The organism is Deltaproteobacteria bacterium (assembly GCA_023382265.1).
Taxonomy (GTDB): Bacteria; JAMCPX01; JAMCPX01; order JAMCPX01; family JAMCPX01; genus JAMCPX01.
Window position 1 is genome coordinate 35,423 of the sequence record JAMCPX010000018.1, and the last position, 25,391, is coordinate 60,813.

26 protein-coding genes are annotated in these 25,391 nt (G+C 40.4%); 10 read left to right on the top strand and 16 right to left on the bottom strand.

Annotated features, from left to right (window positions below):
* From M1381_03730 to M1381_03740, 3 genes are all read left to right on the top strand, one after another.
* Positions 1 to 287: hypothetical protein (locus M1381_03730; GenBank protein ID MCL4478196.1), on the top strand; the 287-nt coding region annotated here is incomplete at its 5' end.
* Positions 288 to 296: 9 nt separating this feature from the next.
* Positions 297 to 449 (top strand): hypothetical protein, encoded by a 153-nt coding sequence (locus M1381_03735; protein ID MCL4478197.1) that lies wholly within the window; start codon positions 297 to 299, stop codon positions 447 to 449.
* An 11-nt stretch (positions 450 to 460) separates the two neighbouring features.
* On the top strand, positions 461 to 727 hold the full coding sequence (locus tag M1381_03740) for a hypothetical protein (protein MCL4478198.1): 267 nt from the start codon (positions 461 to 463) through the stop codon (positions 725 to 727).
* Positions 728 to 832: 105 nt separating this feature from the next.
* On the opposite strand, the gene M1381_03745 is transcribed toward M1381_03740, so the two are convergent.
* Both M1381_03745 and M1381_03750 read right to left on the bottom strand, forming a co-directional pair.
* Entirely contained in the window at positions 833 to 973 is a 141-nt protein-coding gene (locus M1381_03745) for a hypothetical protein (protein MCL4478199.1), read from the bottom strand.
* Between the two features lie 156 nt (positions 974 to 1,129).
* Positions 1,130 to 1,429, bottom strand: a complete 300-nt coding sequence (locus M1381_03750; protein MCL4478200.1) for a hypothetical protein — start codon at positions 1,427 to 1,429, stop codon at positions 1,130 to 1,132.
* Between M1381_03750 and M1381_03755 the strand changes: the two genes are divergently transcribed.
* The 5 genes from M1381_03755 to M1381_03775 all read left to right on the top strand — a co-directional run bounded on the left by M1381_03755 (position 1,311) and on the right by M1381_03775 (position 9,514).
* A complete protein-coding gene (locus M1381_03755; GenBank protein ID MCL4478201.1) occupies positions 1,311 to 2,573 on the top strand; it encodes a c-type cytochrome in 1,263 nt (420 codons plus the stop codon). The genes M1381_03750 and M1381_03755 overlap by 119 nt on opposite strands.
* A 398-nt stretch (positions 2,574 to 2,971) precedes the next feature.
* The gene (locus M1381_03760; GenBank protein ID MCL4478202.1) at positions 2,972 to 3,922 is read left to right on the top strand and encodes a 2-dehydropantoate 2-reductase; all 951 of its coding nucleotides are present in this window, start codon (positions 2,972 to 2,974) and stop codon (positions 3,920 to 3,922) included.
* A gap of 114 nt (positions 3,923 to 4,036) precedes the next feature.
* Positions 4,037 to 6,745 carry a hypothetical protein gene (locus M1381_03765; protein MCL4478203.1) on the top strand — a complete coding sequence of 903 codons (2,709 nt, stop codon included), beginning with the start codon at positions 4,037 to 4,039 and terminating at the stop codon, positions 6,743 to 6,745.
* A gap of 108 nt (positions 6,746 to 6,853) precedes the next feature.
* Positions 6,854 to 8,590, top strand: coding sequence for an NAD+ synthase (locus M1381_03770; GenBank protein ID MCL4478204.1), 1,737 nt, complete (start codon positions 6,854 to 6,856; stop codon positions 8,588 to 8,590).
* Positions 8,591 to 8,737: 147 nt separating this feature from the next.
* Positions 8,738 to 9,514 (top strand): YdcF family protein, encoded by a 777-nt coding sequence (locus M1381_03775; protein MCL4478205.1) that lies wholly within the window; start codon positions 8,738 to 8,740, stop codon positions 9,512 to 9,514.
* Between the two features lie 171 nt (positions 9,515 to 9,685).
* Here the strand turns inward: M1381_03775 and M1381_03780 are convergent, their stop codons facing one another.
* The 4 genes from M1381_03780 to M1381_03795 form a co-directional block, all read right to left on the bottom strand.
* Positions 9,686 to 10,996, bottom strand: a complete 1,311-nt coding sequence (locus tag M1381_03780; protein MCL4478206.1) for an APC family permease — start codon at positions 10,994 to 10,996, stop codon at positions 9,686 to 9,688.
* 1 nt (position 10,997) lies between these two features.
* The gene (locus M1381_03785) at positions 10,998 to 11,351 is read right to left on the bottom strand and encodes an SCP2 sterol-binding domain-containing protein (protein ID MCL4478207.1); all 354 of its coding nucleotides are present in this window, start codon (positions 11,349 to 11,351) and stop codon (positions 10,998 to 11,000) included.
* A 9-nt stretch (positions 11,352 to 11,360) separates the two neighbouring features.
* Positions 11,361 to 12,467, bottom strand: a complete 1,107-nt coding sequence (locus tag M1381_03790; GenBank protein MCL4478208.1) for a saccharopine dehydrogenase NADP-binding domain-containing protein — start codon at positions 12,465 to 12,467, stop codon at positions 11,361 to 11,363.
* 456 nt (positions 12,468 to 12,923) lie between these two features.
* Positions 12,924 to 14,354, bottom strand: coding sequence for a hypothetical protein (locus M1381_03795; protein MCL4478209.1), 1,431 nt, complete (start codon positions 14,352 to 14,354; stop codon positions 12,924 to 12,926).
* 186 nt (positions 14,355 to 14,540) lie between these two features.
* On the opposite strand from M1381_03795, the gene M1381_03800 reads away from it, so the two are divergent.
* Complete coding sequence (locus M1381_03800) at positions 14,541 to 14,795, top strand: hypothetical protein (GenBank protein MCL4478210.1); 255 nt, start codon at positions 14,541 to 14,543, stop codon at positions 14,793 to 14,795.
* A gap of 243 nt (positions 14,796 to 15,038) precedes the next feature.
* A complete protein-coding gene (locus M1381_03805) occupies positions 15,039 to 15,188 on the top strand; it encodes a DUF2283 domain-containing protein (protein MCL4478211.1) in 150 nt (49 codons plus the stop codon).
* A gap of 64 nt (positions 15,189 to 15,252) precedes the next feature.
* Here M1381_03805 and M1381_03810 read toward each other — a convergent pair whose 3' ends face one another.
* The 10 genes from M1381_03810 to sucC form a co-directional block, all read right to left on the bottom strand.
* A complete protein-coding gene (locus M1381_03810) occupies positions 15,253 to 16,536 on the bottom strand; it encodes an adenylosuccinate synthase (GenBank protein ID MCL4478212.1) in 1,284 nt (427 codons plus the stop codon).
* Complete coding sequence (gene hisZ, locus M1381_03815) at positions 16,533 to 17,771, bottom strand: ATP phosphoribosyltransferase regulatory subunit (protein MCL4478213.1); 1,239 nt, start codon at positions 17,769 to 17,771, stop codon at positions 16,533 to 16,535. The genes M1381_03810 and hisZ overlap by 4 nt, the downstream gene beginning before the upstream one ends.
* Positions 17,772 to 19,352: a phosphoglycerate dehydrogenase gene (gene serA / locus M1381_03820; protein ID MCL4478214.1), complete on the bottom strand. Its 1,581-nt coding sequence runs from the start codon at positions 19,350 to 19,352 to the stop codon at positions 17,772 to 17,774.
* An 11-nt stretch (positions 19,353 to 19,363) separates the two neighbouring features.
* On the bottom strand, positions 19,364 to 20,500 hold the full coding sequence (locus M1381_03825) for an alanine--glyoxylate aminotransferase family protein (protein MCL4478215.1): 1,137 nt from the start codon (positions 20,498 to 20,500) through the stop codon (positions 19,364 to 19,366).
* Between the two features lie 13 nt (positions 20,501 to 20,513).
* The gene (locus M1381_03830) at positions 20,514 to 21,068 is read right to left on the bottom strand and encodes a 2-oxoacid:acceptor oxidoreductase family protein (protein ID MCL4478216.1); all 555 of its coding nucleotides are present in this window, start codon (positions 21,066 to 21,068) and stop codon (positions 20,514 to 20,516) included.
* A 9-nt stretch (positions 21,069 to 21,077) separates the two neighbouring features.
* Entirely contained in the window at positions 21,078 to 21,896 is an 819-nt protein-coding gene (locus M1381_03835; GenBank protein MCL4478217.1) for a 2-oxoacid:ferredoxin oxidoreductase subunit beta, read from the bottom strand.
* A complete protein-coding gene (locus M1381_03840; GenBank protein ID MCL4478218.1) occupies positions 21,886 to 23,037 on the bottom strand; it encodes a 2-oxoacid:acceptor oxidoreductase subunit alpha in 1,152 nt (383 codons plus the stop codon). The genes M1381_03835 and M1381_03840 overlap by 11 nt, the downstream gene beginning before the upstream one ends.
* Positions 23,034 to 23,279 carry a 4Fe-4S binding protein gene (locus tag M1381_03845; GenBank protein ID MCL4478219.1) on the bottom strand — a complete coding sequence of 82 codons (246 nt, stop codon included), beginning with the start codon at positions 23,277 to 23,279 and terminating at the stop codon, positions 23,034 to 23,036. Before M1381_03845 ends, M1381_03840 begins: the two co-directional genes overlap by 4 nt.
* Positions 23,280 to 24,254 carry a succinate--CoA ligase subunit alpha gene (sucD, locus tag M1381_03850; protein MCL4478220.1) on the bottom strand — a complete coding sequence of 325 codons (975 nt, stop codon included), beginning with the start codon at positions 24,252 to 24,254 and terminating at the stop codon, positions 23,280 to 23,282.
* Positions 24,251 to 25,391 (bottom strand): ADP-forming succinate--CoA ligase subunit beta (sucC, locus tag M1381_03855; protein MCL4478221.1); only part of this gene is annotated, 1,141 nt, incomplete at its 5' end. The genes sucC and sucD, both read right to left, overlap by 4 nt.

A 25,391-nucleotide genomic window follows, 5' to 3' on the forward strand; every position in this document is an offset into this window, starting at 1 on the left:
AGGATGTTCCGTTTACCAAAGGCCTTTATTTTGTCGATGACGAATCAAAGCCGGATCCCCCGGAGAATGAGCCCGGACAAATTGGCAGTACCGGCTATGACTTCGGCAATCTCATGAAAGCCAGGAAGGGAACGTATACGTTTACATCCTACATCTATGTTCCCGTTGGATACAAGCCCGGGCAAGAGACACCGTGGCTGAATATTATTGACCATCCGGTCACTCATGCGGTTTACTACAACAATCAACGGGTGGAGCCTGTAAAGTTTACGTTTAAAAAACATTGAAGTGCAGGGGTGTGTACAAAAAACACCCTCAAAAAAACAAAGGAAGGGCAGAGGAAGTATGTTGAGTTTGTAGAAGCAATGATAGATCAGAGATATGAGAGTCCGTTAAAGGCTGCGGTTGCATCGAGCATACTCGGGGTTATGATTTTATCAATCGGATAAAGGCTAGATATTTGTGTGATAGGGATATAGACCGGAACCTTGTCCGCAATCTTAAACCGGGCGGCTCATTCATTATCCTTGATTTTGCCGAATTCGATATGGCAAAAATGCCCGCCTTATACCGCTGGGTTTTCAAAACGATAGAATGCAAATATGCCTTCGATTTTATTGAAAGGGATTGGAAGGCTATTTTGAGTGCTTATGGATTTGGCAGCTTTACAGAGCATCATTATATAAAAAAGTATGTAAGGCTTTTAAGAGGGGTAAAAGAGAAATAATTTACGTGTAAGAAATGAAGTATATGTATAACCCTTGGCATTCAGGTCGGGCCCTTATGATGTTATACAAATGAGTGAAGCATCATCTTTCAATGCATGGCTTTGTTAGTGATTATGCCCGTGTTCATGTTCATGATCAAACAGCTCATGGAGATTCCGGCAGCCGGACAATGCACCTGCAATAAATTTTTCAATTGCCACTCTTACCTGCATATCTTCCTCCATGGTTTCCATCCTGTATTCCATTATTAAGTTTATGTATTTACCCCGTTCCACTGTCATTAGCGTACGCATTATCTTGACAATAAGATTTTATTAAATTAAAAGTAATAAGTATTATCGGTTATTTAATTATGTAAAAAGTCTGGTAGAAGGAGGTTATGTTATTATGTTGCAAAAAACTTATTTGCGCAGCATTTTAAGCATATTTTCGACCTTTTTATTCACAGTGGTTTGTCTATTTTTATTGTCTATTTTTAAACCGGCAAGTTCTTTCGCTATAAGTTTAGAAAGCTTTAAGCCGTACCCGGTGCCTATTCCTATAGATAATCCGCAGACACCTGAAAAAATCAAACTCGGAAAGATGCTCTTTTTTGACCCGAGGCTTTCTGGCAACGGCTCGATGTCATGTTCCACATGCCATATTCCTGCGGCAGGATTCGTTTCCCCGACGAGGCTGTCGCTGTCTTTCCCTTCGACCATGCACTGGAGAGCAGTTGATTCGGTAATTGATGCGGCATACTTAAAATATTTATTCTGGGATGGAAGGGCAGGTTCTCTCGAACAGCAGGCGCTGGGGCCCATCGGTGCGCCATTCGAAATGAACATGCACCTGCATTATTTAACCGCAAGATTATATGAAATACCGCAGTATAGAAAAATGTTCAACGAGGTGTTCCATACCGGCTTGATTACGCCCGATATGGTTGCCAAAGCGATAGCTTCTTTTGAAAGAACGATAGTTGTTACCCAAACTCCTTTTTATAGCTATGTGGACGGAGACAAAAATGCGCTGTCAAAACAACAGCTTGCCGGATTTAGATTGTTTACCGGAAAAGCCGGATGCATACGGTGTCACTATGGGCCGTTTTTTACCGATAATGGCTTTCATGCACTGGGTGTGCCGGAACTGCATTTAACCGGAGATGACAAAAAGCTCAATGCATCTGCAAGGCACTACTTTGCCTATGGAGCAGGCATAAAAAACTACAATGCTATAAACAGGGATATGGGAAGATATTTTATTACCCATAAAAAATCCGATATGGACAAATTCGGAACACCGAGCCTGATAGATGTGGTTGGTCCTTATTACATGCATAACGGCTCAATAGAGGGATTATTGAATGTAATTAAATTCTTCAATGAAGGCGGCGGCACAGACGTACCAAACAAATCGAAGATGCTTCATCCCCTGCACTTAACTTCAACAGAGGAAAAAGAATTGGTTGCTTTTTTGAGATCACTCAACGGCCCAGCGTTCGTCATTAGCCAGCCTGAACTCCCTCCATACTCTGCCACCGATGTAAGCGAAGAAACAATGTCTGCTATTTCAGGTTCGCCCGTTTCCATTGGGATGGAACTAATTAAATCGCAGGACTGCCTTGCATGCCATTCCATAAACGGAGTAGGAGGCAAAATGTCGGTAGATTTAAGCAACAAGGGGATAAGGGAGCATAGCATAAGCTGGCTTGAAACGCAGATTGCCACTCCTGAAAAGCATTTTAAACCTGGCGATCACGAAGTCCTTTTGGGAAAGCTTGTATATAATGTTATGCCTGACCATAAACTTTTAACAAAAGAACAGTTAAGGTACATAGCCGTTTATCTTAAATCGTTAAAATAAATCAAAAGTGTTTCACAATAACACTTTTACTCTTTGTATTCTAATTTCCGGAAGGATACAATAAGGAAGCAATATGGTCACCCATTTCAAATGTGAAATGTATTAATAAACGGAAGGTATTGGTTTCTGACTTAAGGTCGCCAATTACGGCAGTAACAGCGTGACCGAATTAATGGATGTTACAAAAAGGTCCTGAATACTTTCCATACACAGGACCACAGTGGCCATAAGAAGCGATCTCTGTTTAAAACAGCAAAAATAAAGAAGAGGGACGAATAAAATGTCGGTAATTGACAAATAGGCGATAAGGGATTGATAGAATGCAATATTCCCAAGGTTCACACCGCATATTTGAGCCCGTGCGGCCGTTTTTTTAATCAGGGCTAAAGGATGTTTTTATGAAAATACTTATTGTTGGTTCAGGTGCAATCGGTTCTGTACTGGGTGGTTTTATACATAAAGCAGGCGGTGATGTTACCCTCGCGGGGCGAGGAGAGCACATAAGAGCCATAAAATCACAGGGCTTGCACATAACAGGCATTTGGGGCGAATATAACCTTAAAAATATCAAGTCAATGGAACCACGGGAAGCTCTAAACCCTGATCACCGGGATCAATTCGACACGATCCTGATGTGCGTAAAATCATACGATACCGGTGCTGCAATAAAGGCATACATGAGACTTCTGAAAAAGGACGGAATATGCGTCTCTTTTCAGAACGGTATGGGCAACATGGAGACCATTGCACAGGCTATTGGGGATCAAAGGACAGGCGGTGCAAGGGTAATATTCGGTTCCGAGATCGTAAAACCGGGGCATGTAAATGTCACCGTTTACGCCGACCAGATTGTTGTCGGGCCTTACAAACTTGAGATATTTCAAAACAAAGAACGTTTGTACGAAATAGCAAGTGTAATAGATAAAACAGGCATACCGTCTTATTACATGGATGATGTTTATCCTCATCTCTGGGCAAAGATGTTTTACAACTGCCCGCTTAACCCGCTTGGTGCAATCTTGAGACTGACCTATGGCGAACTGATAAAACATGAAGAAATAAAGGCGATCATGAATGAGATAGTAAAAGAGGCATTTGCGGCAGCAAAAGGTATCGGCGTAAACCTGCCTTTTAATAATTATACGGATTTCATGCAGGTCTTTTATGATGTCCTTGTACCTTCAACCGCAGGTCACAGGGCCTCCATGCTGCAGGATATTGAGAAAGGTAAAAAAACAGAAATAGATGCCATTAACGGGGCTGTTGTCATGTACGGAGAACGGCTTGGCATATCTGTTGAAATAAACAAAACCATGGTAAGACTTATAAAGGCATTAGAGAAGCAATAAACTTGTTGCAGCAGGCAGTGAAGTTTCTCATTGCATTTTCTGGATTTACCTATATATGTATTATTTATACGATTAAAAATTAAAAATGTATGTTTGAGTTTATCCGGAGGGTTTATGAAAAAATATGCTTTGATTATAGTATTATTCTCTGGCATTAGTTTTTCTTGTTTTAATAGCAGTGGTACCCAGCCCAACATTTTAAACGCAAATACCGAATCCCGGATCAGGACATTACTTGGTGTACCTCAGGGTGCAAAACAGGTGCTGATTATCAGTCAGTCATCGCACTGGGATATTGACTGGACAAATACATTTAATGGATATTACACATCCGGCGTAGAACCAATTATCAAGCAGGCCCTTGATATGCTTGATGCAAACCCTGATTATTATTATTCAATATGCGAGATAGCATTTTTACAGAGATACTGGAATGATCATCCTGAAGATCATGCAAGGATCGTAAAATATATAAAAAACGGGCATTTAAGAATTGTCGGCGGAGGGATGACAAGTCCTGACACAAATCTTCCGACAGGTGAGGATCTGATAATGGACTGGTTCTACGGAAATCAATGGGTATACAACATTGCCGGAGTAAAACCTGTTACAGCATGGCAGCCTGACAGCTTTGGTCATGCACAGAGCGTGCCCGATATACTCGCTTCACTCGGTTATAAATATGTAGGATTCTCAAGAGTGCCGGGCGTTGCCGGTATGGATCAGTGGTATGGAACCCTGCCGCCTGACCCAAACAGCTTTGCAGAAAAACTGGTGACCACATCTTTAGATTTTGTATGGAAGGGTACCGGGGGTGCAGAGGTTCTGGCACATTATCTGATTGGCGGTTATGGCTTTGGGGATCTCCCGTATGCCTCTTTTACACAAGCCGAGGCAAATCAGGCATTTAATCAGTTTGTCAGTAAGCTTAAACCAATTTCACCGACGGGATACATGTTCGTTCCGGTTGGATCTGATTTTATGCCGCCTAATAAATACCTGCCTGGATTGGTATCTGGTTATGATAACTCGGCATATCAATCGACGGGTGTATGGATAACCATGGCTACGTTTGAAGATTATATGAAGCTTGTTTCCTTTCACGAGAATAAACTTCCGGTTTATGCAGTTGACCTTAATCCTTATTTTACCGGTTATTTCGGAAGCAGGCCAAAGCTGAAAAAGCTTTCAAGGGAAACAACAGGTACACTGTTAGCAGCACAGTTATACTCCATTATAGCCGGTAATGCAGGTTACATTTATCCATCCGGCAGCTTTAACAATGTGTGGCCGTTATTTCTCTTATCGGATCATCATGACTGGATCCCGGGTACAAGTACTGATGACGTTTATTATGGTGAACAGATTCCCGTGATGGAGGAGACATTAAATGATGCTGATGAACTTGAGCAAACAGCAACAACATACATTGCGAATCAGCTCAATACATCCTCTATCAAAGCTGCGGATATCCCTTTAATCGTTTTTAATCCATCAGGTTTCATTAGATCGGACATTGCTCAGGTATCTGTATCTTTTAATAATCCCGGGACTAAGAGTATCGGGATTGTTGATCAGAGCGGCACTCCTGTTCCGTCCCAGATTATTACGGAAACTACGTACAATGACGGCAGCATCAATAGTGCAATAGTTATGCTAAACGTTAATAACATTCCATCACTTGGATATGTTGTTTACACCATTATTACCGGCAACACATCTCCCTTAACAGGCACTACAATGACAACGGATGCGCAGGGTAATGTTGTTCTTTCAAACCAATATGAAACACTTGTACTTGGTAAAAACGCAGGATATGCAATTACCTCTCTTGTGGATAATTCAAGTGATACTCAGATGATTTCAGGTCCATCAAATGACATTGAGTATTATGAAGACACAGGAGATATGTGGTCGATTGGGTCCGAACCCGATGCCGGTTTTGTATTTACACCCATATATGCTCTTTCACAAACCACATCAACCTACACCGTTTTAGCAAACGGTCCCGTCTTTACAGAGGTTCAGGTCAAAACGAATGGACTCTACGGCAGCGTAATACGTACATATACAATGTATAAATCTTTAAAGAGGATTGACATGTCGACAACCTTGGCCGCTCCAACCGGAACAACAATTGCCGCGGTGTTTAGCACAACGATAAGCAGCGGCATAGATCGGATGGCCATACCTTACGGTATTATTCAAAGGCCGTTTAAATCCATGTACACGCCACAATTCTGGCCAGGAGTAGAGTGGGTTGATCTGTTAAATCCCACTACCAATGCGGGCGTTGCTATGTTTGATATCGGCAATGAGATGTGGTCATTTAATGATAAAGGCACTATAGTGATGGGGCTTGTGAGAAACCCGCCTACGGATACTAGCTGCGGATTAAAAGGCGCGTGCGGGACGGACAATGATACGCACACACTTGATTACGCGTTACTATCGCATGCATCGGGCAGCTTTGATGTCCGTGAAGGATACGCATTCAGCTCGCCTTTGACAGCAACAGTAACATCGGTACATAACGGCACTTTACCGTTATCTTACAGCCTTGCATCGTCAAATGATACAAATGCCCTGATTACCGCGGTTAAAGAATCAAAGAATAATAATGGCATTATTCTCAGGCTGTTCAGGCTTACGCCATCTCCATCTCAGACTTCGATTACTGTTACTGATAGCAATATCAACATATCAGGTGCGATGACAGACGATAGCTTTGAGGATCCAATTGGTAAACCGGTCATAAAGGGTTCTACAATAAGTCTTGATATGACTGGCACAATTTCTACCTTGTTTTTGCCGTCAAAGTGATATCTTTATCATAAGATATAAATCGACTTTAAAAGGGTATATAAATCATTGAGTAGTTTTTATTGAACAATCTCTTGCCTTGAGCTATTAAAATGGTAAGAGGTTAATATGGCATCGGTAAGAATAGCACTTGCTCAGATAAACTGTCATGTTGGTGCGATTGATAAAAATGTAGACAAGATTAAGCTGTATATAGATGAGGCAAAAAAACGGCATGCAGATATTATCGCATTTCCGGAGCTTTCTATAACAGGCTATCCGCCGGAAGATCTATTATTAAAACCAGGGTTTGTAAAAGATAATATAAAAGCGCTTTCAGAGGTCGTAAGATACTCAACAGGGATTAATACGGTTGTTGGTTTTGTAGAGCTTGCCGGTGACCTTTATAATTCAGCAGCTTTTATACATGACGGGAAGCTCGTTTGCACACATAAAAAGGTATTCCTTCCTAACTATGGTGTATTCGATGAATACAGATATTTCCAAAGAGGCACATCCTATCCTGTCATATCATTTGATAATACAAAAATCGGCATGAATGTGTGCGAAGATATTTGGTATCCGGACGGCCCTGTTCTTTACCAGGCACTCGGCGGAGATGCCGAACTCATAATAAATATAAATGCATCTCCGTACCATTCCGGTAAGCAGATTGAAAGAGAGCGCATGCTTGCAACAAGGGCACAGGATAACGCCGTTAGTATTGCCTATGTAAACATGATCGGGGGCCAGGATGAATTGGTTTTTGATGGAGGGAGTGTGATACTATCCGAATCTGGAGAGGTAATCGCAAGGGCTCATCAATTCGAAGAAGCATTGCTTGTTGCTGATGTCGATTTGAGCAGTGTTTTAAGAACAAGGCTGCATGATCCAAGGAGGAGAGAGAATAAACTTGGTTTCGGCACCGACTCTTTACTCGATGAGTATGATGTCAATGCCGGAATTACAGATAAACCAGACAGGATAAAAAATGTGATAAACCCATTGTGTGAACCTTATGAAGAACTTTACAAAGCCATAGTAACAGGAACAAGGGATTATGTGATTAAGAATGGATTTAAAAAAGTAGTTATTGGTTTAAGCGGAGGTATAGATTCGTCTCTTGTCGCATGCCTGTCTACTGATGCGATTGGGAAAGAAAATGTTATTGGTGTGTTCATGCCGTCCATGTTTAGTTCAAAAGAAAGCGAAGAGGATGCGGCATTACTTGCAAAAAATCTTGGAATAGGCTTCAGGATTATCCCTATAACTGATATGTTTAAAGCATACATAAAGGCATTTGAACCCCTGTTCAAGGGCTTAGAATCCGATATTACCGAAGAAAATATTCAAGCGCGTATAAGGGGCAATCTGCTGATGGCACTCTCAAATAAATTTGCATGGCTTGTCTTAACAACAGGTAATAAATCGGAGATGAGTGTAGGTTTCGCAACCCTTTATGGAGACATGGCAGGAGGTTATGCCGTATTAAAGGATGTCTTTAAAGACGGCGTTTACGGGCTTGCAAGATATAAAAATAAGGCAGCAGGCAAAAATATAATCCCTGACAGGGTCCTTGTTAAGCCGCCGACAGCAGAACTAAGGCTTAACCAGAAAGATGAGGATTCATTACCGCCTTATCCTGTTCTTGATCCAATTTTAAAGATGCTTATAGAAGAGGATATGAGTGTTGAGGATACCGTGTCGGCAGGCTATCCGAAGGAAACTGTGATAAAGGTTCAACATCTTATAGATGGCAGTGAATATAAAAGAAGACAGTCTCCACCGGGTGTAAAGGTTACAAAAAAAGCGCTTGGTAAAGATAGAAGAATGCCTATAACAAACAGTTATAAAGAATTATTTTAATTGCAGATGGAGCAGGGCAGGGGAATGATAAAGCGAAGTGGATCAGAATACACCTTATAGTATCATTACCCGTACGGACTTAATCTTTTAACTGCATACATTTTATCCGGGAGTTAAAATGGTTTCTGAAAATAAGGAGGTTTAAATATGTTTATAGTATCAAAACTTTTTACATCATGGTTCTTATTACCAGGGTTGTTTGTAACATTACTGTTTTTAACGGCGATTTCTTTGTTTAAAAAAAAGAACAAGGGTATTGCATTAATAATGTTGTTCTTTGCGGGTTTAATCTATTGTGCAAGTATTGAACCATTATCAGATAAATTTATAATTCCTCTTGAAAATAGATATAACCAGTTGAATCTTAAAGATATATCAGAACATGATGTGTATGTCGTATTAGGCGGAGGTGTCTATGATAATTCACCTGATCTTAACAAAACAGGTTCTCCATCGGGAGACACACTTGCCAGGATTGTTTATGCATACAGACTTTACAGATTCCAGGCTTTACCGATAATTGTAAGCAGTGGAAAAGGATTTGCCTGTAAAAAATCGGAAGCACCAATCATGGAAAGATACTTAATGCAAATGGGCGTACCCGAGAAAGACATAATTATGGATTCAACAAGCAGAAACACCTATGAAAATGCAAAAGCAGTAAAACAGATTTGCGAAAAATTATCTTGTAAAAAGATCATCTTGATAACATCTGCATATCACATGCAAAGAGCGATGTACGCATTTAAGCATGTCGGTTTAAAAAATGTAATTCCTGCACCAACGGATTATAAGACCAATAGAAGTTGTTATAACTATATGAGTTACATGCCTGATATGGGAGCTTTTGTAAATACGGACAGGGCATTACATGAATACATTGGCTTGTTTTATTACAGTCTGCTTATAAGGATACAGCAATAGTTGACATAATATCTCTTATGGGAAGTAATATTATAGGGGTAAATCTGCGGTTCGCCCTGTTTTGAGCGACGCATTGCATGCCGTCCAGAAATTCCTATTCTATTACTTGAATTGATTGCAGGTTCTCATAACGCTTTTATTGAATAAAATTCAGGATACACTATTTTATTATTATCTTTTTTGCAGAGATGGAACGACAAACCTTGAATATAGGAATGATAATAACAGCCCCGCAAAAAACAGTATCGCTACGTATCCTGAGGCTGTAGTAAGTATTCCGAGTGTAAGTAATATGAATATTACGCCTGTAAAAAGCGGTAAGATGATCCCGCCACGAATTTTAAACACCCGTGGTGTATCCTTTTCTCGATACCTTAGACTTATAACAGAGAATGAGATCAAGCCGTACATAAGTGTTTCTATTGATGCAGCAACAAGGATAGGAACCAGAAATGCCTTTGGATGAAATGCGATAGTAACGGAAAAAACTGCTATAATAGAAAAAATGATAAGTAATGCAATCCATGGAGTGAAGTATTTTGAATGCAGTTTACTCATAAATTTAGGTAAACTGCCTTCCCTTGCGAGTGCATAAATAAGGCGTGAATTCCCCATAACACCTGCATTGAAAGTAGAAAGCGTAGCAAGAAAACTCACAAATATCATTACATATAGCCCAAATTCTCCTGCAATGGTTTTACCAAAGATAAGATGCGGTATGGGCGTGTGTGTAATTTCACTTAATCTATTTATCCCTATCATAGCATAAGAAAATAATGCAAATGTTATAGTAATTACAGCAACGGATATCGGTAATGAATATGGAAGTGTTGCCTGTCCGGAAGCGACCTCTTCTGCCAAAGGTGTTGTCCATTCGAAACCGGTATATATGAATATAGCTGTTGCAACGGCAGTAAAGAAACCATCAAACCCCTTGGGTGCAAACGGAACAGTGCTTATGTTGAACATGGGCGATAGAAATATGGCATACAACGACAAACCTATAATACCGGCCAATTTGATAACAACCAGCACATTCTCTACACTTCCCGCTATCTCTATACCTCTTATATTCATCAGTATGGCTATGACAAGGAATATAAGCACCCATAATTTAGCCGATAGATTTGGATCCATGTAATGAAGGACGGCAGAAAATACGTACGTTTCTGCAGAAGCTATGATTATAGAAAAAAATACATAAAATATTGTTATTGTAAGAGACAGTTGATCCCCGAAAGCCTTTTTGGTATACACACGCACCCCTGCTGCTGTTGGATACATGCCCGATAACTCTGCAAAAGCCAGGGAAACAAAGCCCGTAACAAGACCTGCAATAATAACAACAAAGATAATTGACCAGCCGCCAACCTGGGATGCAGACTTTACAAGTGCAGGGAAATCACTTGAAGCTAATGCAATACCAACACTTGCCGATATAAGCGTACCTATTCTTAATACTTTTTTAAGCTCTTGCTGCATCTTATTTCCAGACAATATCTACAATAGAATCAAGCACCATTTGATCCTTCTGTGACGAAAAAACCTTCAATGTTCCATCAAGGTATAATCGTGAGGGATTTGCCTTGCCTATAAAGATATCATTGATAACATCCGCAAGTGCTGACAAAACGATATCTGCATTCGGGGTATCTTCCAGCTTAACTTCAACGACCGTCCCCTTCTCTACCTTTAATGTTGCTACCGCGTCAGGATCTTTTGTTTTTACAACAATTAGTTTCGTCCAGCCCTTCAGGATTTTTTTTAATGTTGCATTTTCATTTACTTTTTTTACGAATGTATTAAGCGTGTTTACCAGGGTTTCTATAGTTACCATAGCGCCTCCTTACATCTCTTCAATCTCTATATCTCTTTTTTTCAGTTCTTCTATAAATTGCTCCGGCGGGATGCATGCCTCGGGAGGTATTACTCCTGTCTGTTTTATCATGCCTTTTGCCATTATCTGGGCACCTATTGACGCTGGTATGCCCGTTAATCTGCTCATACTGTCAATAGCACCCCACGAGTAAGTTTTCCGTTTACCATTTTTAGTTCCATGAACATCCACTCTCAACCCCGATACCGGGAGCGGTTTGTCTTTTGACCCAAAGATGTTTGAAAGTACAACCAGATCCCCGGTTAAAAATTCAGCGACAGCATGAAGTTTTTTTTCGGTGGCAATTGCTTCGGTATCAGCGAAAAACTTTCCAAGCTTATTGATGTCCTTTGGTAACAGGACACCTTTTAATATAACGTTTTTTATATCCTTGATGTATCTCGGAATTGTCAGAGGTTCAGGATGTCCCACATAATAGGCGTTCTGAACACCGATAGGATCGGGGAAACGAACGTCCTCATTCCCTGAAAGTGCATTGACATCTATCCATTGAAAGTCCTCATAACTCGGGGCGGTCCCCTGTATCACATGAAATACATGTTTGATCACCGCGAGCCCTTCCGAATCGGCAATAGAACCAACCCAGTATATATTGATGGATTCTACTTTATCAAGTTTACCGGCACCGTACCTTGCAAGCACATTTGTTATGCCGGGTGTCCAGCCCATGCCGATGAGCGCTGTAACCTTGTTTGCATGTGCCATATCACTATAGGAAAGCGCACGCTCCGTTGCATCATGGTCATCACAAATATCAACATAACCTACCCCTGCCGTGATTGCAGCAGGAAGAATGATCTTTTCATACTTATAAAAAGGGCCCACACAGTTAACAATAATATCGGCATTATTCAGTACTTCCAAAAGCTGATCCCTGTTGTTCACATCGCATTGCTGAACTTTTACATTTGAGAACCCCAGGGCATGTGCCTTTTTATCTGCAATATCTTTACGGTAATCTGCTATTACAACTGTGCTGTCTGTGGAAAACTGTGCAAGATCAGAAACAACCTCACTGCCCATATCACCCGCACCACCGAGAACAATAAACTTCATAAGATATCCTCCTTTCCGCCTTTTTCAGTCACTGGAGCATACATTACTTTTCTTTATATATAGATAAAAGCCATTAAATGCAATACATTTAATTTTAACTTGATAAACCATCCTGCAGCCTGCCAATGGCGGTTTGTTTGGATGCATATTGATGCAGTAAACGGGCTTTCCGATTACATTGATCGGGTTAAAACGAATCCTTTCAAGTTAAAAAGTACGAAGGAAAGATTAACAGCATACTGAGGGTTAGCATTGATGGCAGAATTCAATCACGGGATCGGATTACGGGAACTTCCCAATACACCCACAAAGAATGTAAGCTAACAGAGATGGCTATACAATAAAGAAGGGCGGTTCGAAAACCGCCCCTACTATTGAACTCCATTACTCCCTAATCGTCTTTACGGCGCCTGTTCTGTGATATAGCCGCTTCAGGTTTAAAAATTATGCAATTTTTTACCTTGTCAGCTTGAACATCATATGCATGGGATTGCTTATGTCCTGCACTACATAGTTATTCGGTATAGCCGTACTTGTACACTGTGGCGGACCACTCAATGTCTTGGACTGATCAACTGTGCCTACAAGTGTATTTGTATTTATCTGAGACACTGCAAGTTTTGTAATCTCATTGATAGAACAATTATATGATTGGTTTGATACAGGGTCGTATACACTTTCTGTCCGATAATCTGTGTAAACTTCAGAAGCGGATGTGTTTGATGAGTAGATCAATTCGCCAAACATGATTCTTGCAGCAGGATTGTGTCCATCAAAATCTATAAATGATGTGTTTGTATCAGTTGTTGGTGCAGATGACGGCAGTTGAGACGAAGTCATATTACCCCACAGATAGTTCCTATTTTCTATGCAATAGGTTGATGTCCGCTGGATCTGATAATATCCGTCTGCGTAGCACATCTGCTGACAGTTACCTGGTGTAAAAGGAACCTTATCCGATCCTCCCCAACCAGCAACATTTGTTACTGCTCCACATGTTATGTTTATACCTGCATTACATGCATTATTTGTGTTCATAATATTCGCGCTGAATGCAGCCTGCCATATATTATCATACGCAAATTGTAATGGTCCATCCGGTCTGACAAGTGTAACGGTTGTGCCACTTGGGCCTTGCCCCGTTGTTCCGGTTGTTGCTGCTACACCTTCTACACTTCCGCAGACAGTGTAATTTGCCTGTGAGTTCCATACACCCATGCCGTAGTGTCTCTTCCCGTCAGAGGAGAATATACCGCTTATACGATCAAGGTATAATGAAGATGGTACATCTTTAGATGGGCATGAATAAACAGGATCTCCCGCAGGCGATGTACATGTGAATGTCCATGTGCCTGTTGGGTCGAATGCAGTACCTGTGATACTGTTGCCTGTTACGCCGCCTACGCCCGCTACATTAACGACCGCCATGCCTGTACTCGGATCGACGGTGATTGTCCCGACATTTGCGTTGTCGGAAAGCATGATGCTGCCTGAGTAAGTGCCGGTCGATGTTCCAAGCCCTGCGAACAGCAAGTCAGCCACATGCTGGTCAGTTGAGTTAAGCACAAAACATCCAAAGGGTGTGAAAGACTTGATGGTTAGAGAGAACTTACCGGACGAGTCTGCAGTACCCTTTGCCCCTACCGGTGAGTCCTCAAATGTTACACAGTACAGCTTGTAATTTGCCAGAGCCGTGCCCAAAGGATGCAAGCCGCTATTATAAGATGCAAAACTCATGGTTGTTACAGTGCCCTGCTGCATCAATCCTGTTAATGTCACCTGCTGTCCGGGTTGGACAGTTTGGTTTTGTTTGTAGCTCTGACAACTGGCAAGCCATACAAAGCCTACCAGCACCGTTAAAATGATTAAAACTTTTTTTGTGCTCATACAAATCTCCTTTTTATTTAATAGTTAATTGTTTGCTTGTTAATAACGTCTCTTCTCCATTCCGAATTACAGATATTGTCTCAACCACAAACTTGTCATAATGACATTGTGACTCAACCTGTTGAAGTGAGAGGGCGAAAGAAGTCTCCTTCTTAATTGAAAGACTTATGCTACTGCAGGAGGTGGATGGAAGATGGATTTGATAGTATGGTATGGTTTAAAAAGAATCACTGCTTCCAAAAATATGTATCCATTTTGAATGATAAAATATGTCATATTGGGTATGACGGCAGTGTCATTGGAGTTATCATCAAAGACGCGGGTACTGCTATACTGTCCCGAACCAATGTAGAGATTGCTGAGCCTGTTTCGAACAAAGTGATGAGGAATCTCACTTCCGTCTATAAGGTGGACTCGCAACGACCGAGAGAAAAAATGTAGGGAGAAGCAGACCCTTATAGATGGTATCGCAAGCAACACCAACATATAAAGTAACGTGAGACGTTTTCCATACACATTATTATATGCCTTTTGCCTCATGCACCGATCTCCTTATGCATAAGCATATAAGATTAATAAAAAAATTACAATAGGGATTGTAGAGATTACAAAGTCCAATTAAAAACGGGATATTGCAATTGACTGCAATATTATAAAGGCTTGCACAATAGTAAAGGAGGATAAATGAAGATAGAATATGATAAGAAAGTTGATGCATTATATATACGTATACAGGAAAAGAAGGTATCAAAAACAAAAGGACTTGAAGTTGGATTTCTTCCATTCTCAGGATTATATGCCTTTTGCATCATGTACCATTCTTCTTATGCATAAGCATATAATATTACGCATTAATGTCAGGGGTTTATGGCACTGGCACATCACCAGTTTTTTCGGGTTAAAACGAATCCTTGAAAATAATTGTATCTTCTCTATCGGCGCCTATAGATAGTATATAAACCTTTACGCCTGTATATGACTCTATGAATTTTATATATTTTTTTATCTGTGGTTTAAGAGAAGACTTATCTTTTACACCATCAAAATTATCCCATCCATCAATCTCTTCAAAGTCGGGTTTGCATCTTTCAAAATCATTAAGATTCGACGGAACATAATCTATCTTTTTACCATCCAGAATGTAACTTGTCGCAAGCTTTATTTTATCAATCCCATTTAATACATCTGCCTTTGTAATAGCAAGCCCTGTAAAGCCGTTGATCATGGCTGAATATTTCAGTGCCACAAGATCAAGCCATCCGCATCTCCTTGGTCTTCCTGTTGTAGCGCCGTACTCATGTCCAACATCCCTTATCCTATTACCCATTTCATCAAATAGCTCTGTAGGGAAAGGACCCTCGCCAACCCTTGTTGTATAAGCTTTTGAAACCCCTATGATTTCATTGATCTTTTTGGGAGATACTCCTGTACCGGTACATACACCGCCTGATGTAGTATTTGAACTTGTAACAAATGGATATGTACCGTGATCAACATCGAGCATCGTTCCCTGCGCGCCTTCAAATAATACCTTTTTGCCGTTATCTATTTCTTTGTTTAGAAACATAGACCCTTCTACAACATAACCCTTTATTTCTTCAGCATATACACTATATTCATTATAAATTTTATCTACATCAAAACCCTCATGTTTAAATATAGCTTTTACATAAGTGTTTATATCTTCAATAGTTTCATTAAGCTTCTGTTTAAATTGAGCGGGATTTATCAAATCCCATACCCTTATGCCTCTTCTCCCCATTTTCGCCTCATAAGCAGGGCCAATACCCCTGCCTGTTGTGCCAATCTTTTTGGCACCCTTTTTATTTTCAAGCATGATGTCTATCTCTCTATGGTACGGCATTATAACATGTGCATTACCGCTTATTCTTAATACATTTGCTACACTATAACCACGTTTATCCAACGCATTAATCTCCTCAAGAAGTACCTTCGGATCAATTACAACCCCTGCACCTATTAGGCATATTTTACCTTTATGAAGAATACCGGATGGAATCAGATGAAAAATAAATTTTTCACCATTTATAACAAGCGTGTGTCCTGCATTATTACCACCCTGATACCGGACTATTATGTCCGCAGACTCACTTAATAGATCAACAACCTTACCCTTGCCTTCATCACCCCATTGTGCTCCTATGACTGCTACATTCTTCATCTTTCCTCCATAAGGAATGATTTTATATCCTCGATATCTTTACATTTTATTGTATTTTTTGCGGTAATCAAATTATAGTATTTTCCTTTAACCTTTGATATAAGCAGCTTTACTTTTTCTTCTGACAAGTAAACCTTTAAAGGCTTACTTTTTTTTGCTTCATAATAAATCATACCATTATATCCAAGTTTATTAACAAGCTCTTTGATTTGTATTATTTCTTTAGGCGGAATTGTGTCAGAAAGTGCTATTGTATCTGATGATTTATCCTGTTTTTTAATAAGTGCTGCAAGAGCTGATAGATCAATACCAAAACCTGTAGCTGGCAGATCATAGCCAAAAGTACCTAGAAACCCATCATATCTGCCGCCATTTATAAGTTCTTCACCATATCCATGCGTAAAGCATTGAAAAACAATGCCTGTATGGTAATCTAAGCTGTGTAATTCTCTTAGATCAAGTATGAGCTTTCCATTCGCATTTAACTCTTTAATTATTCTCAATAAATTATCTATCTCACTAATATATAATTTAATTTTATTATTTTTAAAGATTTTTATTGCCTTTGGTAATATTTTTGAGGGTTCACCATAAAGCTCGAAAAGACTATTAAGTTTATACTGCTGTATATGCGTTATGCTTTTAATATCATTAATACCTGTATAATCTTTTTTAAGCATCATGTCTATAACAACCGATGTTTGCTCTTGTGTAAGATTAAGTTCATCAAGCACTGCTTTTATGAATCCCGCATGACTTATTGAAAAAACAAAATCAGTGATACCAGATTGTTTTAACACCTCCGATGCAATTACCATTACCTCGGCATCAGCTAATGCACCGTTTGCACCTATTAGCTCGATACCTGCCTGATAAATTCCCTTTTTCCCTTTGTCAGCATGGTGTTTTACAACAGCACCACTGTATGACAGCCTTGACGGAATATCGTTTAACATCTTCGATGTGACAATCCTTGCAATCTGTGGCGTAAAATCTGCTCTAAGAACCATGGTCTTTCCCGTTTCTCTTTCTATTACCTTGATCAATTCTTCATCGGGGAACCATGACATCTCGTTGGCATAAACAGGGAGATATTCAAGTATGGGCGTAATTACATAATCATACCCCCAATGCCTGAATATGTTTAATATTGAAGTTTCTATCTCTTTTATTTTATAAGAATCCGATGGAAGATAATCTTTTACACCCGATGGAAGTTCATGCTTGGTGTGCATCTACAAGATGACCTTTTCAACAGATATGACGTTATCCAATTTGCTTAACCCATTCATTATCTCTTCGGACGGCTCATCATCGATATTAAGAAGCGCTATGGCTCCACTGCCGACCGACTCCCTTCCAAGTTCCATCCGTGCAATATTTATATTGTGTTTGCCGAGATATGTACCAAGGTTACCTATAACGCCAGGTTTGTCCTGATTTCTCAATACAAGTATGTTGCCTTCGGGTATGGCTTCGATATAAAAGTTCTCAATCATTGTTATTCTTGCATGTTTTTTACCAAGCACTGCGCCTGATATTCTCCTAACACCCTGTTTTGTATTTAATTTTATCGTAATCATATTTGTAAAGTCTAATGCCTGGCTTGTTCTTGTTTCACTTACACTAAGCCCGGATTCCCTTGCAAGCATATTTGCATTTATGTAGTTCACTTCTTCACCATAGATCTTCTGTAAATAGCCTTTTAGACTTGCAATCGTAACAGGTTGTGTATTAAGTTCTGTAACCTCGCCGCTATACTCAATGGTAAACTCGTTAACGGAATTTTTATAAAGCTGCCCCATAAAACTGCCAAGCTTTTCAGCAAGCCTTATGTATGGCTCCAAATATGGATACATCTCACCGCTTATAGATGGGTAGTTGACAGCATTATTTATTTCCCCTTTTGTGAAGTAAGCCACGAACTGTTTTGCTATATCAACGGACACATTTACCTGCGCCTCGTGGGTTGAGGCACCAAGGTGCGGAGTGGCTATTAAATTTTCAAGTTTTAACAAAGGATGCTCAACAGGAGGTTCTACCTCAAACACATCAAGAGCGGCAGAGCTAACCTTACCCGACTGCAGTGCCTCATAAAGATCGGTTTCATTGATGATACCACCTCTTGCACAGTTAACAAGCATAACGCCCTTTTTCATCTTTTCAAATACAGATTTGTTCAGCATGCCTTTTGTTTCTTTTGTAACAGGCGTATGCACCGAAATGATGTCTGCTGTTTTATAGAGTTCATCAAGTTCAACCTTTTTTGCACCAACCTTTGCAGCCTTTTCTTCCGTTATAAAAGGATCATACACTATGACCCGCATCTTTAGTCCGATAGCCCTGTCAGCGAGTATACTTCCTATATTGCCAAACCCTATAATACCAAGTACCTTATTGTAGAGTTCAACTCCCATAAACTTGTTCTTCTCCCATTTTCCTTCTTTCAAAGAAGCAGTTGCCTGCGGGATTCTTCGCGCCATCGACATGATCATTGCAAGTGTGTGTTCTGCTGTTGTTATACTGTTGCCGCCGGGCGTATTCATAACTATAATACCCTTTTTTGTTGCAGCGACCACATCGACATTGTCAACACCTATACCCGCCCGTCCGATGATCTTAAGTTTATTACCTTTTTTGATAATATCGTCTGTAACCTTTGTTGCACTTCTCACTATAAGACCTTCATATGCGGGTATCAACTCCAACAACTCTTCTGCGGACGTTTTTTTTCTAACATCTACTTCTATATTTGATGAAGTAAGAATCTTTAGCCCTTCATCTGCTATACCATCTGAAACAAGGATTTTACCCATAAAATTATCCTCTACCCTTCTATAAATACTTTTTCTGCCGCGCCGGCGCCCTTACCTGGTTCTGTTTTATATCCGAGCTTGTTCAGAACAATCTCGATAGTTCCAAGCACAAATAAAATATCCGATCTATCATAATAGCCCATGTGCGTTATCCTGAATATCTTACCCTTTGCATGATCCTGCCCGTTTGCGACTGTTATACCATACTCTTTATCAAGCATATTGATGATCTTTCCTGAATCAATGCCGTCGGGTGAACTAACAGCGGTTAAAGAATTGCTTGGTGATGTCGCATAGAGTTTTAAGCCCATAGCCTGTATACCGCTTCTTGTTGCTCTGGCAAGTATAGCATGCCTTTTATAAACATTCTCAAGCCCTTCTTCCCGCATCATTTTTAAAGACTCTCCCAGCCCTACAATGAGTGATATCGCGGGTGTATAAGCTGTTTGATTTTTTATGAGATTCTTATATTCTTTCTTTAAATCAAAATAATACTTTGGAAGATTTGATGTCTCCTGAAGCTTCCATGCATTATCACTAACGCCGACAAATGCAAGACCAGGAGGCAGCATCAGTGCTTTTTGAGAACCTGTAATAAGAACATCAATACCCCAATCGTCCATCGGAAGTTCAAAAACGCCAACACCCGTAATGCCGTCAACAACCACCAGTGCCTTGCTATTTTCGTGTATGATCTTTGCAACCTCTCTTACAGGGTGCACAACACCTGTTGAAGTCTCAGTTGCCTGTATATATACAGCCTTTATATCGGGATGTTTTTTTAACTCCTCTTTAACCTTTTCTGGTTCTACCGCACTGCCCCATTCTACGTTTATAACTATCGCTTCAACTCCATATACCTTACACAACGATGCCCATCTTTCTCCGAATTTTCCCGCGTTGACGACAAGGGCCTTATCTCCTTTTGATAGAAAGTTACTCACCGCACTTTCCATAGCACCTGTTCCTGACGAGGCAAAGATGATTACCTCGTTTTTTGTTTTGTAAAGCCATTTTAAATCCTGTCTTGTCTGTTCGAGTAATGGTAAAAATTCGGGTGCTCTATGATGTATTATGGGATGTGCCATTGCGAGAAGTACTCTTGACGGCAGTTCTGTAGGGCCAGGGGTAAATAAATATTTTTTCATAAGCGTTCTCTCCTTATAATTTTATAGTTTTTGCAAGCTCAAAACCTTCGTTTAATGCTGCTCTGTTTAACTCTTCGGTGCCTTTTGGGACCCTTGCAAGAACAGCCTTTTCTATAGATTCTCTTTTCACGGCATTTGTCAACGCTACCACAGTACCGAGTGCAATAATATTGGCTATAAAAGGTTTGCCGAGTTTATCATAGGCTGTTTTTGTAAACGGCAGCTTATATATCTTTCCTTTTTTAAGTGATGGAAAATCAGATACTTTATCACTGTCAAACAGCACATAAGTCTCATCGCTCCTTATATCCTTTGTATACGGGATACACGCGACCTGTGAAAGTACAAGGACCATGTCCGGTTCGGCTACTTCCGGATACACGATCTCGCCTTCACTGATTATAACCTCGGATTTGCTTATACCACCTCTTGATTCGGGTCCGTAATACTGGGATTGTGATGCATTCTTACCTTCAATTATGGCTGATTCTGCAAGTATTACGCCTGCCAGTATTAATCCCTGTCCGCCTTCACCGCTTAATCTGATCTCTATATTTTTATCACTCATAATGTGCTCCTACTTTGCTTTTGCTTTGGGCATTATTGTATTGTAGTATGTTTCCGCGTATTCTGGCAATTCTTTTTTTACAAAAATGCCTGTAATGATCTTATTCTTTAGTTCTTCAGCACTTTTCTTCTGTGCGAGTTGAACAGGGACTGTATTATCCTTTTGTACTTTTAACATTTCAGTGGCATCTCTGGGTGCGTTTCTTCTACCATACTGTACAGGACATGCATCAATTATATCGAGTACGGAAAATCCTTTGTGTTGTATAGCCTGTTTTACAAGTTGTTCTGTTTGTGCCGTATGGTATGAAGTTGTTCTTGCTATAAATGTAGCACCTGCGCCTTCTGCAAGCTTAACAATATCAAATGGCGGATCTATATTTCCATAGGGCATGGTGGTTGCAATAGCCCCGATCGGCGTCGTCGGTGCAACCTGGCCGCCTGTCATGCCGTATATGGAGTTGTTAAATATCATGAGTGTAATGTCTATGTTCCTTCTTGCGGCATGAATAAAATGGTTGCCGCCTATCGCTACAGCATCACCATCACCGCTTATAACTATTACCGTTAACTTGGGATTTGCAAGTTTTATCCCGGTTGCAAAGCTAAGCGCTCTGCCATGTGTGGTATGCAAGGTGTTCATATCAAGATAGCCTGGTAATCTTGATGTACAGCCTATGCCCGAAACAACAGCTATATTATTTTTATCAAGCTTTAAACCATCAATCGCCCTCAGCATTGATTTCATCACAATACCATGACCACAGCCGGGACACCATATATGCGGCAATGTGCCTGTTCTTATATATTTTTCATACTCAAACGACATGTAAAATCTCCTTTACTTTATCTGTTATGTATTCAGGATGAATAATCTCTATATTAACCCTGTTAACCCCATAAACTTCTACCTTGCCCTTTGCAGACCGTTCAATTTCAAACCTTAATTGTCCGAAATTTAATTCCGGAACAATGATAAACTTAACTTTGGATGCAAGCTTTTCTATCAGCTTGTCGGCGAACGGCCATACCGTTATGTACCTTAACATGCCTGCTTTGATTCCCTCTTTCCTCAGCACATTTACAGCATATTTAGCGGCTCTTGATGAGGAGCCATAAGCAACTATTCCAACATCTGCATCATCAAGCATGTACTCTTCCCATTTGAACATGTCATTTTTATACATTTCCATTTTGTCTCTTATTCTTATTAATTCTGTTTCTATGATTTCTCCGTTGTTTGTTGGAAATCCGTCCGTACGATGGTTTAAACCCGTTACATGGAATCTGTATCCTGCCCCATAAGCCGCCATAGGAGGAACAAGCGGCAAAGGTGAATTCGTTACGTCGAATGGCTTATACCTTTCCGGCGGGACCGTAGGTTTTTGTCTATCAATAACCTCAAGCTCTCCTTTCTCAGGCAGGGTTATTGTCTCTCTCATATGGGCAATGATCTCATCAAGCAACAGTATGACAGGAACCCTGTATTTTTCCGATATATTGAATGCTCTAACGGTTTCCGTAAATATCTCAGGTATAGAATTTGGAGTTAGTGCAACTATTTCATGATCCCCGTGTGTGCCCCATCTTGCCTGCATCACATCACCCTGAGAAGGACCCGTTGGTGCACCTGTACTTGGTCCGCCTCTCATTACATTAACTATAACACAGGGAATCTCATTGAAACAGGCAAACCCGAGATTTTCCTGTTTTAGTGAGAAACCGGGACCGCTTGTAGCTGTCATAGATTTTTTACCCGTTAGTGATGCCCCTATGATACTGCCCATGGATGCAATCTCATCCTCCATCTGAATCATAACACCGCCATATTTCGGCAGCTTTCTTGCAAGCCCCTCTGCAATCTCAGAAGAAGGGGTAATAGGATAACCTCCATAAAACTGAATGCCTGCGTATAAGGCACCTTCTACGCAAGCCTCATTCCCGGATAAAAGTAATTTCTTTTTTGTCATTTTTCCTCCCTGGGTTTCTCAGGCAAATCTACATAAATAGCAAAATCAGGACAGAACAGCTCGCATCTTAAACATCCTGTACACTTATTAATATTCACAACCGTCACAAGCGAATCTTTCATAGCAAGAACATCCTCAGGGCAGTAGACTACGCATATCTCACATCCCTTACACCGTTCTTCTATAATTTTTAACGTGTGTTTTGCTTTTGTCTTTTGTTCTACAGTCTGTGCCTCAACCATCTATTTTCTCCCTTTTGATTTCTTTACTACCTTTTTATTAGATTTCAACACCTTTTTAACAGGCTTTTTTGTCTTTGACATTTTTTTTGAGGATCTTACTTTTATTTTTTTAAGCATATTATACATGGTAATGCCTATTTCTGCAGGACTCCTTGATACCTTTATTCCGACTGACTCAAGCGTTTCTATCTTATCCTGTGCCGTGGTTTTACCTCCGGTTATTATTGCACCAGCATGTCCCATTCTTTTACCCTTTGGAGCAGTTTGCCCTGCAATAAACCCTACAACAGGTTTCTTCATATTCTTTTTAATATACTCTGCTGCCTCATCCTCTGCTGTTCCACCAATCTCACCTATCATTACTACTGCATCCGTTCCGGGATCATTATTGAATGCAGTCAGTACATCAACGAAACTTGTCCCTATAATAGGATCCCCGCCGATACCAATTGCAGTGGATTGTCCAAGACCGAGATTGGTAAGCTGGTAAACAGCTTCATAGGTTAAAGTACCGCTCCTTGATATTATGCCTATCTTCCCGGGCATATGAATATGTCCCGGCATTATGCCGAGTTTTGCCTGACCAGGCGTTATAATACCGGGACAGTTAGGGCCTATAAGCCTTGTCTTTTTGCCGTTCATATATGCGGATACCTTAAGCATATCAAGTGTTGGTATACCTTCCGTAATACAAACAACGAGATCCAGACCCGCATCAACAGACTCCATTATGGCATCAGCAGCATAGGGTGCAGGAACAAAGATCATGGATGCATTGGCGCCTGTCTTCAATACGGCATCCTTGACGGTATTAAAAACAGGAAAACCCTCTACACTAATGCCGCCCTTACCAGGGGTAACACCGCCAACAACCTTTGTACCATATTCAGAACACTGTTTTGTGTGAAATAAACCGTTGCTTCCAGTAATACCCTGCACTATCACCCGTGTATTTTTATTAACAAATATACTCATAACTCTCCTTTCACTGCATTTACCACTTTATTTGCAGCATCCGTCATATCGGATGCCGTGATTATATTGAGCCCCGATTCATCAAGCATCTTTTTACCGAGCTCTACATTTGTTCCTTCAAGTCTTACAACAAGCGGAACATTTATGTTGATCTCTTTTGCAGCAGCAATAATACCCCCTGCTATAACATCACACTTCATTATACCTCCAAAGATGTTTACCAATATGCCTTTTACCCTTTCATCGGAGAGTATAATCTTAAATGCATGAGTAACCTGCTCCTTTGAAGCACTGCCGCCGACATCAAGAAAATTCGCAGGCTCACCGCCGTACAACTTTATTATATCCATTGTTGACATCGCAAGCCCCGCGCCGTTTACCATACATCCTATATTTCCTGTCAGGCTTATGTAACTCAAACCGTGTTGTTTTGCATCAAGCTCTGCAGGATCCTCTTCATCGATATCTCTCAGAGCCTCAATTTCCTTGTGCCTGAACAAAGCATTATCGTCAAAATTTATCTTTGCATCGAGTGCGAGAATATCGCCCGACTTCGTTATAACAAGCGGATTTATTTCAGCAAGAGAACAGTCAAGCTCTACAAACATTTTGTACAGAGATTTAACAAATCTCGTAAATTTGCCTACAAGATCTCCCTGAAGACCTAATCTGTATGCAGCCTTTCTTCCATAGAAATCCTGAATACCTGAAACAGGATCTATAAATTCTTTAACTATCCTCTCGGGAGATTTTGCAGCAACCTCTTCAATCTCAACACCGCCTTCTGTAGATGCCATAACAACTATCTTTTTTGTCGTTCTATCAATAACCACACCAAGATACATCTCTTTTTGCACATCGGAAGCCTCTTCTATGTAAACTTTTTTTACAAGTTTTCCTTCAGGACCTGTTTGATGTGTAACAAGTTTCATGCCGATCATCTGCGAAGCCATAGATTTAACATCCTCAGGGGTAGTTACAAGTTTTATGCCGCCCGCTTTACCTCTGCCGCCAGCATGAACCTGCGCCTTTACAACAAATCTTGGTGAGCCAAGTTGTTTTGCGGCATCATAAGCCTCATCCGCGGAAAAGGCTACTTTGCCTTTAGGTACGGCAACACCGAAGGCGGTGTTGAGA

Coding starts and splice junctions, on each gene's coding strand:
- M1381_03810 (MCL4478212.1), bottom strand. CDS start 16,536: ATGAAGAATGTAGCAGTCATAGGAGCACAATGGGGTGATGAAGGCAAG.
- hisZ (MCL4478213.1), bottom strand. CDS start 17,771: ATGCACACCAAGCATGAACTTCCATCGGGTGTAAAAGATTATCTTCCA.
- M1381_03830 (MCL4478216.1), bottom strand. CDS start 21,068: ATGAGTGATAAAAATATAGAGATCAGATTAAGCGGTGAAGGCGGACAG.
- M1381_03745 (MCL4478199.1), bottom strand. CDS start 973: ATGGAATACAGGATGGAAACCATGGAGGAAGATATGCAGGTAAGAGTG.
- M1381_03775 (MCL4478205.1), top strand. CDS start 8,738: ATGTTTATAGTATCAAAACTTTTTACATCATGGTTCTTATTACCAGGG.
- M1381_03755 (MCL4478201.1), top strand. CDS start 1,311: ATGCTCTTTTTTGACCCGAGGCTTTCTGGCAACGGCTCGATGTCATGT.
- M1381_03765 (MCL4478203.1), top strand. CDS start 4,037: ATGAAAAAATATGCTTTGATTATAGTATTATTCTCTGGCATTAGTTTT.
- M1381_03840 (MCL4478218.1), bottom strand. CDS start 23,037: ATGACAAAAAAGAAATTACTTTTATCCGGGAATGAGGCTTGCGTAGAA.
- M1381_03785 (MCL4478207.1), bottom strand. CDS start 11,351: ATGGTAACTATAGAAACCCTGGTAAACACGCTTAATACATTCGTAAAA.
- M1381_03780 (MCL4478206.1), bottom strand. CDS start 10,996: ATGCAGCAAGAGCTTAAAAAAGTATTAAGAATAGGTACGCTTATATCG.
- M1381_03835 (MCL4478217.1), bottom strand. CDS start 21,896: ATGTCGTTTGAGTATGAAAAATATATAAGAACAGGCACATTGCCGCAT.
- M1381_03845 (MCL4478219.1), bottom strand. CDS start 23,279: ATGGTTGAGGCACAGACTGTAGAACAAAAGACAAAAGCAAAACACACG.
- M1381_03800 (MCL4478210.1), top strand. CDS start 14,541: ATGGAAGATGGATTTGATAGTATGGTATGGTTTAAAAAGAATCACTGC.
- M1381_03760 (MCL4478202.1), top strand. CDS start 2,972: ATGAAAATACTTATTGTTGGTTCAGGTGCAATCGGTTCTGTACTGGGT.
- M1381_03770 (MCL4478204.1), top strand. CDS start 6,854: ATGGCATCGGTAAGAATAGCACTTGCTCAGATAAACTGTCATGTTGGT.
- M1381_03805 (MCL4478211.1), top strand. CDS start 15,039: ATGAAGATAGAATATGATAAGAAAGTTGATGCATTATATATACGTATA.
- M1381_03790 (MCL4478208.1), bottom strand. CDS start 12,467: ATGAAGTTTATTGTTCTCGGTGGTGCGGGTGATATGGGCAGTGAGGTT.
- serA (MCL4478214.1), bottom strand. CDS start 19,352: ATGGGTAAAATCCTTGTTTCAGATGGTATAGCAGATGAAGGGCTAAAG.
- M1381_03825 (MCL4478215.1), bottom strand. CDS start 20,500: ATGAAAAAATATTTATTTACCCCTGGCCCTACAGAACTGCCGTCAAGA.
- sucD (MCL4478220.1), bottom strand. CDS start 24,254: ATGAGTATATTTGTTAATAAAAATACACGGGTGATAGTGCAGGGTATT.
- M1381_03795 (MCL4478209.1), bottom strand. CDS start 14,354: ATGAGCACAAAAAAAGTTTTAATCATTTTAACGGTGCTGGTAGGCTTT.
- M1381_03750 (MCL4478200.1), bottom strand. CDS start 1,429: ATGGTCGAAGGGAAAGACAGCGACAGCCTCGTCGGGGAAACGAATCCT.